The following is a 14805-nucleotide window of genomic DNA, read 5'->3' as shown; positions in this document are numbered from 1 at the left end:
TTATTATTTTGATATTTAATGTTTATCATTTGTGGTTTCTGAAAAACAATAAATGTGCCATACTAATCAATGTTTAGTGAATTCGCCGGCGATACATACTATCGGAAAAACCTTGAAATTTGACTTTCAGGATCTAAACAAGGAAAATCTTATCAGATCAGCAATAATAGTATGGAGACAATGAGTCCGGCTACGGTAAATACCATACCTCGTTTAAAGGCTTTTGTTTTGGGATTGAACATCCAGAAACTTGAAATCACGAAAAAGAACAGCGAGATTCCGAAAAAGGTGTTCAGAGGTGATAAGGTGTCTTTCGATTGTGCCTTGTGCAGTTTCGTCATTTTATCCAGCAGGAAAGGGAGTTCCTTTTTAGTGTATTTCGCCTGCCCCGTCGCAGAATCGTAAGTCCCCTGTTTGAATTTCAGAACGGTACCTTCCGTTTCTTTTACTTCGAAATTTTTTATTTTTAATTCTTTACCAAGGGCTTTTTCATCCAGATTCTTGCCGATGACTTTATCGTAATTCTTTTCTTTTTTCAGAAAATCGGTGTCCCTGTAAATCAGGAGAACCCCACTCACTGCGTATATCGCCATCATACCGGCGAGAAAATAACCGAGATACCGGTGGGTGATTCTCATAAAACTTCTTGTGTCCTTAATCTTATCCATATTTATTATTGTTTTTAAATCTCAAAAGTGGAAACTGCAAAAATGCAATTCCCACTTTAAATGAAAAAATTATTGTTAAATTTTTTTTACAGTTTATAAGTTAACGTGAAATAGTAATTTCTTGGCGTAATCGGATTCACGGAATAATTTTCGTGAACATTATAATTGACGACATCAAACAGATTTCCCACTCTTCCCTGGATCATGAATTTTTTCCATTCGTAGCCAACAGACAATGAAACAGTTGTGTAGTCTTTCAGTTCAAACATTCTGCTGATGCCGTTTCTGGATGCTAAGCTGTTGCTACCTGTTTTAGTATCGTTCCATCCTGCTATTCTATTTCCGATATAATAAATTCCAGCTCCTACTTTTAGCCCCGGAATATATTTGGTGAATTTATAAAATACTGATGCATTTGCTGTTGTTGCAGGAGTTCTTACTAATCTTTGATTCTCCACATATCCGAAAAGTTCAGGAGTATCCAAGTATACAGAATTATTGTAAGAAAAACCTCCGATAATAGAAAGGTTTTCGGTTGGATTTCCTGTAATATCAAGTTCTACACCTCGACTTCTCATTTTTCCTGCAAAATCTTTGATCAATCCATTAGGATCAAGCTGCTGCCCTGCATCATTTAATGCGACCTGATAATAGTTTCGGTAAAGGATCTGATAGACTGTAAGATTTATAGCTAAAGCATTGTTCCAAATATTTTTCTTCGCTCCAATTTCGTATTGGTCAATATTAGTAGGATTTAAAGCTTCATTATCTCTGGATATTCCTGTATTCGCTACAAATGAATTTGTGTATGTTGCAAAAACGGACAAATTATCGTTTGGTGCATATATTAATCCTACTTTTGGTGATACGGCCTGATTAGCGGAAGAGCTGTTGTCGACAAGGCTCTTAGTGGTAGTAGAATTCATGTCAACAATTCCGTTTTTACTGGTCTTAAATTTTGTATTGATAGTAGGCATATTTTCAATATAAGACCATCTCAATCCTGCAATTACCTTAAGTTCTTTTGTAAGACTTACAAGATCCTGTGCGTATACACCAATTCTTCTCGTATTAATTCGGTTTTTTTCCAATCTTTGCGCATCAGGGATGCTGCCGCTGGCCCATGATGAGGGGCTGTCAAGATAAAGGATCCCATTGCTATTTCCATTGGTTCCATATAAATAGTTGTTTCCATACGCTAATTTATTGGCAGGATTATAATATGTATACGAATCTGCAGCACCATAATCTGCATCCGCACCTATTAATACTTTATGATTTATCTTGCCGGTATTGAATTCGCCATTCAGATTTATTTGTGCTGACGTGTAATTTTGTTCGTTGTACGTTCTGTTCAAAGGTCTTTTCCAGGTTAATCTATCACTTACATAACCCCACTGAACTCTTTCGGTTGAAAAATAATCTTTAGTGTAATTCTGGTAAGAAGCTGTTGCGTTTAAAGACCATCTTTGGTTAATCTGATGATTGAAAGTAACGTTTGTTGTGGCCTGTTGTGTATTCTGAAACTGCCAATCTGCACCTAAGAAAGAATTTCTCGAAAGAAGTTCGTTAAGTTGATAAGTGTAACCATCTTTCTGGGTTATTGAGCCAATCCCAAAATCCGGAGTAAAGTCATTTTTAAGATAATCCGCTTCTACAATCAATTGTGATCTGTCACTTAAATTAAATAAGAAAGATGGATTAAAGTAGTATTTTTCAGATTGTACAACATCCCTGAAACTCTCAGCATATTCATAGACTCCGTTTACCCGAAATGCGATGTTTTTTGATAATGGTCCATAAATGTCAACCATTGGTTTGTAAGAGTTCCAGCTTCCCGCATTCATTCCTACGCTTCCTCCAAAGTTGAACTTAGGCTTTTTCGTGATCATGTTAATGACCCCTCCTGCAGCAGTATTTCCGTAAAGCATGGCATTGGCGCCTTTTAAAACTTCAACTCTTTCCAGCCCGCTTACTTCTGGAAAGACACCACTGTTTATTCTGGAGCCGTTTTTGAAAATATTGTCATTTCCTAGTATAAAACCTCGTCCGCCAAAGCTATCTTGGGAATTTCCTCTTGATGAAGTGATATAGATTCCATTGACATTCTGAAGAACATCGCTCAACTGCTTTGCCTGCTGCTGCTCAATGATTTCATGGGTGACAATGGCGATCGGCTGTGGCGTTTCCATGATCGTCAGGTTTGATTTTGTAGATAATGGTCTCGCTTTATTAGGATTTCCCGTTTTATGAAGATTAACGTCTTCGATCGTCTGGATCTTAACGGTATCAGCTTCAGTATTTTTCATTTGTGCACCCAAGGAAATGGCTGTGAACAATAATCCTAAGGTTACTAGCTGTTTTTTCATGATAGCTTATGTTATTTAGAGTGGTTTTAAATAAGTGCAAAAGTATATTATTATTTAGAATTAATAAAAATTAAAATGTGATATTTATCATATTTAATATGGGTAAAAGCAAAAGTCTCCCGAGATTGGCTGTGATATTGCTGCTTTTATGAATAACTTTGATAAAAAATAAACTATGCAATTGATAAAAACAGGACTTTGTGCCTTCGGAATGAGTGGAAAAATATTTCATGCCCCTTTTTTAAAAGAACATCCGGGATTCTTCTTATCTGCCATTGTTGAAAGGAATAAAGAAGATTCTAAAGAGAAATATCCCGATGCAACCATCTACCGCTCGGTAGAAGAGATGCTCGAGCAGGCAGATATCGAACTTGTCGTTGTCAATACGCCTGTACAAACGCATTTTGAATATGTTAAAATGGCGATTGAAGCTGGTAAAAACGTCATCGTGGAAAAGCCTTTTACGGTAAATGTCGCTGAAGCGGAAGAGCTGGTACAGATGGCAGAGGAAAAAGGACTGTTTCTGAGCGTTTACCAGAATAGAAGATTTGACCGCGATTATCTCCAAGTACAGAAAGTAATTAATGAGGGAAAATTGGGAAATATAAAAGAAGTGGAAATCCGATTCGACAGATTCCGGACAGATCCCAGCGGGAAGGGTCATAAAGAAGATCCTGAAGCTACAGGTTCCGGATCGTTGCACGATCTGGGTTCTCATCTTATAGACCAGGCTACACAGTATTTTGGAACTCCTGAAAAACTGTTTGCCGATGTGTTTTCAATGAAAGGAAAAGAGTTTGCCAATGATTATTTTGAAATGATTTTATTTTACCAGAACAATCTCAGGGTAAGACTGAAATCTTCAGTATTCACAAAAGAAGCGCATTATGCCTACGCTGTTCACGGAGATAACGGAAGTTTTTTGCAGGAACGGACCGACAATCAGGAAAATGAACTGGCCGCAGGAGCCCTTCCTGAATATGGAAAAGATTGGGCGCAGCCTCTGCAACAACCTGATGGAATACTTAATTTCTTAAATCAAAATAAAGAAACAGAAAGAATTCTTACTTGCAGTGGACCCGGAAACTACATGAATTATTATCAGCAGATCTATGAATTCATCGTATTCGGATATGCCTTACCTTCTCCTGCCGGTGAAATTATAAGAAATATGAAAATCATTGACACTGCAATAGAAAGTTCCGCCGGAGAGAAAGTGGTTTATTTGTAGAGTCAGAAGGGTTTTAGAGTTTGAGGGTATAAGAGTATATGAGTATTAGAGTTTTAGATTAAATATTCATTTTAAATTACCCTCAAACCCTCAAACCCTCAAACTCTCAAACTCCCAAACCCTCCAACACCTTACGCTTCTCCGAGCATTTCCTGAAGTTCCAGCCAGCGCATTTCGTGGTTTTCCAGTTTTTCAGAGATCATTTCTAAGTCTGAGGATAATTTTGATATTTTTTCGTAGTCGCTTTCATTGTTCAGCTGATCCAGAATTTTAGCCCGTTGATCTTCCAGTTCTGGCATTTCTTTCTCAATGGTTTCCAGCTCTCTCTGTTCTTTGAATGAAAGTCGTTTCTTTTTAGCTGTATTTGGTGGAGTGACCGCAGCCGGAATGTTTTCTTTTACATTTTCGGTTTTTGGAGATGCAGACTTTCCTAATGCCTCCTCTTTGCTTTTTGCCTCGCGGTATTCTGAAAAATTGCCTACAAAATCCCTGATCTTTCCGTTGCCTTCAAAAGCAAGGGTATGGTCAATAATCCGGTCCATAAAATACCGGTCGTGCGAAACGATGATAAGCGATCCCTGGAATTGCTGCAAGAAGTTTTCAAGTACGGTTAGGGTAGGGAGATCAAGATCATTGGTAGGCTCGTCAAAAATCAGGAAGTTGGGGTTTTGATATAAGATGTACATCAGGTGTAATCTTCTTTTTTCACCACCCGAAAGTTTTGAAATAGGAGAGTACTGGGTCTGGTCATCAAATAAAAATAATCTCAAAAACTGTGAAGCCGAAAGACTTTTTCCGTTGGCAAGAGGGTAATATTCGGCCACCTCTTTGATGAAATCAATCACTCTTTCATCTTCTTTATAGGTAAGTCCTTTTTGTGAAAAATATCCGAAATGAATGGTTTCCCCGGTTTCAATTTCGCCGTTATCTGCTTTTTCAAATCCCTGGATGATATTCAATAGGGTCGATTTTCCGGCGCCGTTTTTTCCTACAATTCCTACTTTCTCGCCGCGTTGAAACTGATAACTGAAGTCTTTTAACAAAACATTATCTCCGAAGCTTTTATCAATATGTTTCAGTTCAAGAATTTTATTGCCCAGCCTTTTCATTTCAAAATCCAGTTCAAGGCCCTGTTTGCTGGTGTCGGTTTTGGCTACTTTTTCCGTTTCATAGAACGCATCAATTCTGGATTTTGATTTGGTGGTTCTCGCTTTCGGCTGCCGGCGCATCCATTCCAGTTCTTTTCTGTACAGGTTGTTGGCTTTGTCTATGGTGGCATTCATATTGTCTTCGCGGATCATCTTATTTTCAAGATAGGTGGCATAAGAACCGTTATGAACATACAGGTTTTTGTCTTCCATTTCCCAGATGATGTCACAAACACTGTCGAGGAAATATCGGTCGTGCGTCACAAGGAGAAGCGTAATTTTTGCTTTATTCAGATAGTTTTCCAGCCATTCTACCATTTCGACGTCGAGATGGTTGGTGGGTTCGTCCATAATTAATAGAGTATGCCGGTGTTCGGCTCTGGTTTCTGTCAGAAGTTTAGCCAGTGCCACACGTTTGATCTGGCCTCCGGAAAGGGTTCCCATTTTGGCATCAAGATCTGTGATTTTAAGCTGTGAAAGAATCTGTTTCATTTCATTTTCCAGATCCCAGGCCTTATGAGCTTCCATTCCGGCTAAAGCTTTTTCGATAAAATCGTTATCTGTAGAATGAAGAGACAGGTGATAATCCTTTAAAGCCCTGATCGGTGCGGAGTCCAGGGTCATCATGAATTCGTCGATGCTCAGCTGCTGGTCAAAATCAATTTCCTGGTCAAACAAAACAACCTGGATGTCTTTGTTGATGACTACGGTGCCGCTGTCTGCAATTTCTTTTCCCATTAAAATCTTGAGCAGGGTAGATTTTCCACTTCCGTTTTTGGCAACAATTGCAATTTTATCGCCTTCATTGACGTGGAAAGAAATGTTTTCAAACAAAACCTTGATGCCGTAAGATTTTGTGAGGTTTTCTGCAGAAACGTAATTCATGTGGAGTATTGCTTTGATTTAAACTTTGTCAGGCCGCAAAAGTACGAAATTGTAATAAGACATTCATGAAGCAACGAATATCATTTGTTTTGATAGAGATATTTACCTTTTTACAGCCAGAATATGGTTGTTTTAAATTATTAACCGTTTAATGGTGTAATGTTTAACATAATATAATTGATTTTGAATTTTTATTGTGATTTAATTATTCATTTTGATTTTTTTATTAATTTCATGTAGTTAACATTTAAACTTATAATTATGATGCAGATTAACTTTTGGGCTATTTTATTAGCAGCCCTTGTCCCATTGATGATGGGGTTTTTATGGTATCATCCTAAAGTTTTCGGAAAAGTGTGGATGCAGGAAGCTGATTTGTCTGAAGATAAAATGAAAGGACAAATGGTGGGTGTTTTTATATTTTCGGTGATTCTTTCCGTGTTCATCGCTCTTTTTCTTCAATTTGTCACTATTCACCAGTTTGGTGCGCTGGGGATGATAGGTGGCGACGAAATGAATGCAGGAACATCCTATTATGATTTTATGAGGGATTATGGTTCCGCTTATCGCTCTTTCGGACATGGTGCCTTTCATTCCTTTATGACCGGGTTTTTATTTGTTTTTCCTGTTGTTGCCATTAACGCCATGTTTGAAAGGAAATCCTGGAGGTACACAATGATCAACACAGGCTACTGGACACTTACCATCACCATTATGGGAGGGATCGTCTGTGGATGGTACGCTGCGGATAGCTTCAATTGGGTAACGCAGAAATAATTAATGAAAAGATAAGGCCGTTTTGATTGGTCTTTTGTATGTCATATCATCTGAAAATATACAGGTCAGCTTCCGATTTACCAGGAAACTGGGAATTAATAGTCGGAAGCCATCATGTCATGCTTTCCGGGAATTATTTTCATGCGCTTCAGGAGTCGAAGCCGCAAAATATGGAATGTTATCTGGTCGGATTTTTTCAGGAAAATGAATTGGTCGGAGGGGCTTTATTTCAATATCTTGATTTCATCGGGCATCAAAAGACTACTGATCATCACTTCAGAATGCGGATTAAAAATCTGGCGGCAGGAATGATTGTAAAAGACATCATGATTCTGGGGAATAATATGCTTACCGGCCAGAATGGGTTTTATTTCGATTTTTCTAAAATACAGTCAGAAGATGCTGTAAATCTATTACACAAAGCAATCCGCAAAATGCAGTGTGAAATCAGGAAAACGTCGCTGATCGTAGGTAAAGATTATCAAAAGGCTTTTGCAGGAAAGTTTTTCGGAAAACCGGAAGAAGGATATTTTCAATTCGCCGTTCAGCCTAATATGAAATTGGCAATCAGAGAAAGCTGGAAAACGTTTGAGGATTACACGGACAGCTTTTCAAAAAAATACCGGGCCAGGGCGAAAGCCGCCAAAAAGAAACTGCAGAATATTGAGAAGCTTGAATTGAATTTAGAATTAATCAGGAATTACCGTCTGGAAATGAAACGGCTTTATCAACATGTCGCCGAAAATGCCTCTTTCAACACATTTTTTCTTGCTGAAAACCATTTTGAGAAAATGAAGGAAAATTTAGGGGAACAATTTAAAGTGTTCGGATATTTTTCAGAAAAACAGATGATTGGTTTTTATACTTTAATGGTAAACAACACGGATGTTGATACCTACTTTTTAGGCTACGATAAAATACACCAGAAAGAAAAGCAGATCTACCTGAATATGTTGCTGGATATGGTAGAATTTGCTGTCAGCCATCAATTTAAAAGAGTGGTTTTCGGCAGAACGGCACTGGAAATAAAATCGACCGTCGGAGCTGAGCCTGTTGAGATTTATATATTTATGAAGCATACCAATAGCATACTGAATAAATTTACCGATAAGATTTTTGCATCATTTGCCCCAAAAACAGAATGGACACAGCGGAAACCTTTCAAAAAAAATCCGGATGAGCTTTAAATTAAATCTAATCTAAAGTTAATCTTTTTAGGGACCATAAGCTCCCGTTATAAATATCCAGGTCTACTTTGGCGTTGATTCCGTGAACGATCCCGTTTTCCGTAAACTGCCAGAAATCCCAGCCGGAATCCGGAGATGGCGCCGGAACGTCATTGTAATTGGCCAGCCAGAGCGGATAGTCATCAAACTCACCCTTCAGGAAGTCTTTATAATAATGATAATAGGTATAAATGATGGGCTTTTGTCCGTATGTTTCCTCCACGATGCGGCACCATACTTTAAGGTCTTCAATCAGTTTTTTGTTGGTCTTGCGCTTCGGAATTTTTTCGATATCTAAAATCGGAGGCAGGTCCCCACTCTCGAGTTTTACGTTTTCAAGGAAATTATTGGCCTGCATCACCGGATCTTCATCGGCCCTGTAAAAATGATAGGCCCCGCGGATCAGTTCCTGTTTCTTTGCCGTTTCCCAGAAATCATCAAAATGTTTGTCGGCATGGCGGTTTCCCATCGTGGCGCGCATAACGACAAATTCCAGAGGAATCGTTTTGTTGCCTATGCTCAGGCTGTCCCACTTTATGTCTTCCTTATTCTGGTAATGGGAAATATCGAAGCCATACGTTTTATCCAGGTTGTCTGTTATGATTTTCTGAATTCTATGGGTCTCCGTTTCGGTATTATGCAGTTTTTTATGTACAAATTTGTTAAAGTAAAGCGCGTAATAATAGCTTACCGTCTGTTTGAGGTAAAAGCCCGTGCCGATAAGCGCAATGAAAAGTATGGCCAGTACCACTTTACGTCGGAAAAAATAACTCTTCCGGCGGCTCTGATGAATCTTTTTGGCGGTTTTTTTGCTGTACTTTTTAGGTGGCATAAAGTTTTGCAAAACTAACTTTTTTCGCTGCCAAATGCTAAAATAAAATCAGTAAATTTGTGTACTATGGAAACACGCGAAAAGATCATCATTATAGGAGGAGGTTTTGCGGGGCTGCAACTTGCGAAAACATTAAACAACAAAAACAAGAAAGTAATTGTTTTAGACCGGGTAAACCATCATATGTTTCAGCCTCTTTTTTATCAGGTAGCGTGTGGACGAATTGAACCGTCCAACATTTCTTTCCCATTCAGAAAAATCTTTCAGCGTTCCCGGAATACGCAATTCAGGCTTACCGAAGTTAAAGAAATTGATACTGCAAATAACAAGGTGATTACCGATGAAGCGGAATTCAGTTATGATAAACTCGTGATTGCTACAGGCTGCAAAACCAATTTTTTCGGAAACAAAGATCTTGCAGGCAGAGCTTTCGGGATGAAAAACACGCAGGAAGCGATCGGTATCAGAAACCATGTGCTGATGACCTTTGAAAAACTGATTCTGGAAAAAAGCCGCAGTGACGACGGAAACTGGAACATTGTTATCGTAGGAAGCGGCCCGACCGGCGTAGAATTGGCCGGTGCGTTTGCCGAAATGAAAAAAGATATTCTTCCGAGGGACTATCCGTACATGAATTTTGATCACCTTCAGATCATATTGGTAAGTTCTACCGAAAAACCGCTTGCCGTGATGAGTACTGAAGCTCAGAATAAATCCGAGGAATACCTGAAGGATCTTGGTGTTACTTTCCTTAGCCAGGAATACGTCACCGACTACGATGGTGATAAAGTATTCATGAAGAGCGGTAAAACCATTCCGTCCAATAATGTCATCTGGGCTGCGGGCGTCATCGGAAATGTCGTAAACGGTTTTCCACAGGAAACACTGGTGAAAAACAGGTATAAAACAGACCGGTATAATAGAATAAAAGGCTACGAAAATATTTTTGCCATTGGCGATATTGCTTATATGGAAACCCCTAAGTATCCGCAGGGGCATCCGCAGGTGGCCAACGTAGCGATTAATCAGGCGAAAAATTTAGGCAAAAACCTCCTGAAGAAAAATCTGGCCGACTGGATAGAATATGAATATGAGGACAAAGGCTCGTTGGCGACTATTGGCAAGCACCGGGCGGTCGTCGATCTGCCATTCATCAAATTTCAGGGATTTTTAGCCTGGTATTTCTGGATGTTTCTGCATTTAATGTTAATTTTGAGCGTCCGAAACAAGCTTGCCGTATTCTTCAACTGGATGTGGAGCTATTTCAACAAAGATTCTTCTTTACGATTAATCATTTCGCCAAACAAAAAAAACGAAACTTTACAATGAGAATTGATATCATAAGCGTGCTTCCTGAGCTGATGGAAAGCCCATTCAGAACTTCTATTTTAAAAAGAGCAATGGATAAAGGGCTTGCCGAAGTACATTTTCATCATCTGAGAGACTGGGCCATCAACAAGCACCGACAAATTGATGATGAACCCTACGGTGGCGGCGCAGGCATGGTCATGATGGTGGAACCTTTGGATAAATGTATTTCCGAACTGAAAGACCAGAGGGAATACGATGAAATCATTTATTTGACGCCGGACGGGGTTACATTAAACCAGAAAATAGCCAATACGCTTTCCATTAAACAGAATCTTATTTTTTTGTGTGGCCATTACAAAGGCATCGACCAGCGTGTGAGGGATCTTCACATTACAAAAGAGATCTCGATCGGAGATTATGTACTTACCGGTGGTGAGCTTGCAGCATGCGTTCTTGCAGATGCGGTGATTCGTCTTCTTCCCGGGGTTTTAAATGACGAACAAAGTGCCCTTACGGACAGTTTTCAGGATGATCTTCTTTCTCCTCCGATCTACACAAGACCCGAAGTTTATAAAGGGCTTGAAGTTCCCAAAATACTGCTGAGTGGAAATTTTGCCAAAATTGAAGAATGGCGCCATGATGAAGCTTTAAGAATAACACAGGAAAAGCGCCCCGATTTACTTTAAAATAACCTAACAGGTGAAATGATTACCGTTTACAAATTTTATGTTTAATAAAATAAGTAAAATCGGAATAATAATTGTTATTTTGTATTTAATGGTTTAAAATTTTAACTATATTAGACTAATTTTAGTAATTTATTCTATAGAAATTTAGTTTTACTGATTAAATTATTTTTAATATTTTTCCTGTGACGTAATTATAATTTAAATTTTTAATATCGTTAATGGATTTAGTTTAAATTTTTCACCTGAAAGTTTTTATTTAAATTAAAAATTAAGGTAAAAAATTTGCGAAATAATTAATGATTTATTAAATAAAATAATAAATTTACATCCTGAAAATTAAAATGAAAGTTTTAATAATTAGAAAAGCGTGCTGATGGAGCTGTTGAGTTTTTACAATGTTGAAAATTTATTTCTGCCCGATCCTGAACCAAAACACAGGCTGGATCCTACAAATTCAGGGTTAATGAATTGGGACGAAAGAAAATATGAAAACAAGCTTCTCAAAATAGCAAATGTTTTTCAGATGATAAAGGAACAGAAAGGTATTCTTCCCTTTATTATCGGTCTTTCAGAGGTTTCCGGAAAGGAAGTTCTGGAGGAACTCATACAGATGCATCCGTTCAATTCTGAATACGGCATTGTACATTACAATTCTATGGATGAAAGAAAAGTAGACGTTGCCCTGCTGTATGATAAAAGGAAAGTTGACGTGATAGACTCAGAAGCTATTACATTCTTCTTTGAAATTAAAAATAAAAACACAGAAAATTACGATACAACGAGAGATGTACTTTATTCAAAACTGAGATATAAAGAAGAGATGATTCACGTCTTTGTTGCGCATCTTCCCTCTAAGCGCGAAAAAGATGTTAACCGTCCGAAAAGGCTTTTTATCCTTAATGAAATCCGGGAAAGGATTCTGAATATTGTAAATGATGACGGGCAGGTGATCTTGTGTGGTGATTTTAACGAAAACCCAGATGATGAAAATTTAGTAAAAATTCTCTATGGCAATTCGCAGGAAAAGATCTTGGAAAATCCTTTTCAGCAGTTGTTTTCTACAGGAAATTATTCTACTTTTCATTACAAGTCCGGATTGCTGTTTGATCAGATCATATTATCGGAATCTTTTTTTAATGAAGATCATATGCTTTCTTTTCAAAGTGCGGAGGTATTCAATGCTCCAAAAATCAGCAGCCGTGACAAAAGATTCGAGGGCAGGCCATTCCGTACGTACTCCGGAACACGGTATTTGGGTGGTTACAGCGACCATTTTCCGGTTTTTGTGACGCTCGGTAAGTAAAAAAACAAATGTGAAAACATAAATTAAGTAGAGAATGAAAAATTCAGACAACACGAGTTATCAGTTAGATTCGATCGACAAAGAAATTATTTACATGCTGATGGATAATTCCAAGACCTCTTTGGCACATATTTCCAAAGCGATAGGCATTTCTACCACCGCAGTGCACCAGCGGATAAAAAAACTCGAGCAGGCGGGAGTGATTGAAAATTCAATTTCGTTTCTTAATCCTAAAAAAATAGGATATAAAGTGATCTCATACATCGGTGTGTTTCTCGATAAACCCAGCCATTATCCCGATATGGTAAAGGCGCTGAAAGAAATTAATGAAGTCGTGGAAGCGCATTACACAACCGGAAATTATACGATTTTCCTGAAAGTACTCTGCAAGGATAATGATCACCTCATGCAGATTCTCAGCAAACTTCAGAAGCTGAAAGGGGTGACAAGAACAGAAACTTTCATATCTTTGGAACAGGGTATTTACCGACAACTGAAAGTATAAACTTATGAATATTGCGCAATATTTAGATTCAACCTATCTGAAAACTCCGGAACAGTCCGGAATGTCATCTGAAGAAACTTTGCAGAAAGATAAAGATCTTGCCCGGGAAGCAATCGATTACGGGATTTTTGCCGTTATGATAAGGCCTGATTATGTTTCTGAGATCAAAAAATATATTAAAGAACAGAATTCAAATGTTGCAGTAGGCACGGTCATCGGTTTTCATGAAGGTACTTATTCCACGGAAGAAAAACTGAATGAAGCGGAGAAAGCAATTGCCGACGGCGCGGATGAACTTGATTTCGTGATTAATTACAACGCTTACCTGAAAGGGGAATTGGATCTGGTGAAAAATGAGTTCATAGAATGCACCCAACTATGCATGCAGCATGATAAAATTGCAAAATGGATCATAGAAATTGCAGCACTGAATGATACGCAAATTGCAGACCTTACGAAGAATATATCGCAATGGGCTAAGGAATATTTTTCAGAAAATGAATGGCCTAAAATATTTGTGAAGTCATCTACCGGATTTTTCGAAACGGAAAACGGAAAGCCTAACGGAGCAACCTTTGAAGGAATCAAAATAATGCTCGACAACGCAGATGGGCTTCCTGTAAAAGCGGCCGGCGGTGTAAGAACTCCTGAAGATGCCGAAAAAATGATCAGCATGGGAGTAAAAAGGATCGGAACTTCCTCAGCCCTGGCTTTGATAAATAATAAGACTACACAAGAAGGATACTAAATATAAAACCATCAGAAATACACTGATGGTTTTTGTTTTTTAAGCCTGTGAAGCTAAATATTCCGAATAGAATTCTCTTGTCTCATGAATCAATGCATCCATTTCTTCCAGGGTGAAAACTTCTAAAAATTTCTTCCTGAAATCCTTGAAATGGGGAACACCACGGAAGTAATTGCTGTAGTGCTGTCTCATTTCAACCAATCCCAATCGCTCGCCTTTCCACTCTGCACTCCACTCTGCGTGCTGGCGGACAGCCAATAATCGGTCTTCTATCGTAGGCGCAGGTAAATGTTCGCCGGTCCTGAAGAAATGCTTAATCTCGTTAAATATCCATGGATACCCGATGGCTGCACGGCCAATCATGATGCCGTCGCAGGCATATTTCTGTTTATATTCCAAAGCTTTTTCGGGAGAATCGATGTCGCCGTTTCCAAAGATCGGAATTTCAATATTAGGATTTTGCTTGATTCTTGAAATATGCTCCCAGTCTGCCTCGCCCTTGTACATCTGTGCACGTGTTCTGGCATGAATCGTTAATGCTTTGATGCCTGTTTCCTGAAGACGCTCTGCAACTTCGTCTATATTGATCGAGGTGCTGTCCCAGCCAAGACGGGTTTTAACGGTTACCGGTAAGCTGGTAGAGCTTACGACCGCTTTTGTAAGGCGTACCATGAGATCGATATCTTTCAAAACTCCGGCACCGGCTCCTTTGCAGACCACTTTTTTTACTGGGCAACCGAAATTGATGTCTACCAGATCAGGGTTTACAGTTTCGACAATTCTCGCAGACATCGCCATTGCTTCCTCATCACCTCCGAAGATCTGGATTCCTACAGGTCTTTCATAGTCAAAAATATCCAGCTTTTTTCTGCTCTTGATCGCATCACGAATTAATCCTTCTGAAGAAATAAACTCAGAATACATTAAATCTGCGCCATGCATTTTGCATAACCTTCTGAAAGGCGGGTCGCTCACGTCTTCCATTGGTGCCAGTAAAAGCGGAAATTCCGGCAGTTCTATGTTGCCAATTTTTATCATGGCGCAAATTTACAAAATTCCGGCAACTTCAAAATATGATAGTATCTATTAACGTAAATGATGATTGTGCATAAG

The 14805-nt window shown here is 38.7% G+C and carries 13 protein-coding genes; 8 read left to right on the top strand and 5 right to left on the bottom strand.

Annotation, left to right across the window (positions count from 1 at the left end; translation table 11 throughout):
• Positions 1-152: 152 nt before the first annotated feature.
• Together AC0N32_RS15280 and AC0N32_RS15275 are read right to left on the bottom strand one after the other, a co-directional pair.
• The gene (locus AC0N32_RS15280; RefSeq protein WP_476394722.1) at positions 153-668 is read right to left on the bottom strand and encodes a hypothetical protein; all 516 of its coding nucleotides are present in this window, start codon (positions 666-668) and stop codon (positions 153-155) included.
• Between the two features lie 86 nt (positions 669-754).
• A complete protein-coding gene (locus AC0N32_RS15275) occupies positions 755-3037 on the bottom strand; it encodes a TonB-dependent siderophore receptor (RefSeq protein WP_476394721.1) in 2283 nt (760 codons plus the stop codon).
• A gap of 175 nt (positions 3038-3212) precedes the next feature.
• On the opposite strand from AC0N32_RS15275, the gene AC0N32_RS15270 reads away from it, so the two are divergent.
• Positions 3213-4268, top strand: coding sequence for a Gfo/Idh/MocA family oxidoreductase (locus tag AC0N32_RS15270; RefSeq protein ID WP_476394720.1), 1056 nt, complete (start codon positions 3213-3215; stop codon positions 4266-4268).
• A 131-nt stretch (positions 4269-4399) separates the two neighbouring features.
• Here AC0N32_RS15270 and AC0N32_RS15265 read toward each other — a convergent pair whose 3' ends face one another.
• On the bottom strand, positions 4400-6301 hold the full coding sequence (locus AC0N32_RS15265; protein ID WP_476394719.1) for an ABC-F family ATP-binding cassette domain-containing protein: 1902 nt from the start codon (positions 6299-6301) through the stop codon (positions 4400-4402).
• Positions 6302-6562: 261 nt separating this feature from the next.
• On the opposite strand from AC0N32_RS15265, the gene AC0N32_RS15260 reads away from it, so the two are divergent.
• Entirely contained in the window at positions 6563-7078 is a 516-nt protein-coding gene (locus AC0N32_RS15260) for a DUF1761 domain-containing protein (RefSeq protein WP_476394718.1), read from the top strand.
• Between the two features lie 38 nt (positions 7079-7116).
• On the top strand, positions 7117-8265 hold the full coding sequence (locus AC0N32_RS15255; protein ID WP_476394717.1) for an 8-amino-7-oxononanoate synthase: 1149 nt from the start codon (positions 7117-7119) through the stop codon (positions 8263-8265).
• 7 nt (positions 8266-8272) lie between these two features.
• Here the strand turns inward: AC0N32_RS15255 and AC0N32_RS15250 are convergent, their stop codons facing one another.
• A complete protein-coding gene (locus AC0N32_RS15250; RefSeq protein ID WP_476394716.1) occupies positions 8273-9136 on the bottom strand; it encodes a glycoside hydrolase family 25 protein in 864 nt (287 codons plus the stop codon).
• Positions 9137-9202: 66 nt separating this feature from the next.
• Here AC0N32_RS15250 and AC0N32_RS15245 point away from each other — a divergent pair, with 66 nt between their 5' ends.
• The 5 genes from AC0N32_RS15245 to deoC all read left to right on the top strand — a co-directional run bounded on the left by AC0N32_RS15245 (position 9203) and on the right by deoC (position 13692).
• Entirely contained in the window at positions 9203-10465 is a 1263-nt protein-coding gene (locus AC0N32_RS15245) for an NAD(P)/FAD-dependent oxidoreductase (protein ID WP_476394715.1), read from the top strand.
• Positions 10462-11133 (top strand): tRNA (guanosine(37)-N1)-methyltransferase TrmD, encoded by a 672-nt coding sequence (trmD, locus tag AC0N32_RS15240; RefSeq protein WP_476394714.1) that lies wholly within the window; start codon positions 10462-10464, stop codon positions 11131-11133. The genes AC0N32_RS15245 and trmD overlap by 4 nt, the downstream gene beginning before the upstream one ends.
• A 376-nt stretch (positions 11134-11509) precedes the next feature.
• Positions 11510-12439, top strand: coding sequence for an endonuclease/exonuclease/phosphatase family protein (locus tag AC0N32_RS15235; protein ID WP_476394713.1), 930 nt, complete (start codon positions 11510-11512; stop codon positions 12437-12439).
• A 34-nt stretch (positions 12440-12473) separates the two neighbouring features.
• On the top strand, positions 12474-12944 hold the full coding sequence (locus AC0N32_RS15230) for an Lrp/AsnC family transcriptional regulator (protein WP_476394712.1): 471 nt from the start codon (positions 12474-12476) through the stop codon (positions 12942-12944).
• 4 nt (positions 12945-12948) lie between these two features.
• The gene (gene deoC / locus AC0N32_RS15225; protein ID WP_476394711.1) at positions 12949-13692 is read left to right on the top strand and encodes a deoxyribose-phosphate aldolase; all 744 of its coding nucleotides are present in this window, start codon (positions 12949-12951) and stop codon (positions 13690-13692) included.
• A 39-nt stretch (positions 13693-13731) separates the two neighbouring features.
• Here deoC and dusB read toward each other — a convergent pair whose 3' ends face one another.
• Complete coding sequence (gene dusB / locus AC0N32_RS15220; protein ID WP_476394710.1) at positions 13732-14730, bottom strand: tRNA dihydrouridine synthase DusB; 999 nt, start codon at positions 14728-14730, stop codon at positions 13732-13734.
• Between the last annotated feature and the right edge of the window lie 75 nt (positions 14731-14805).

It is taken from the genome of Chryseobacterium endophyticum, from assembly GCF_056333165.1.
This window is presented reverse-complemented; position numbering and strand designations above follow the sequence as displayed.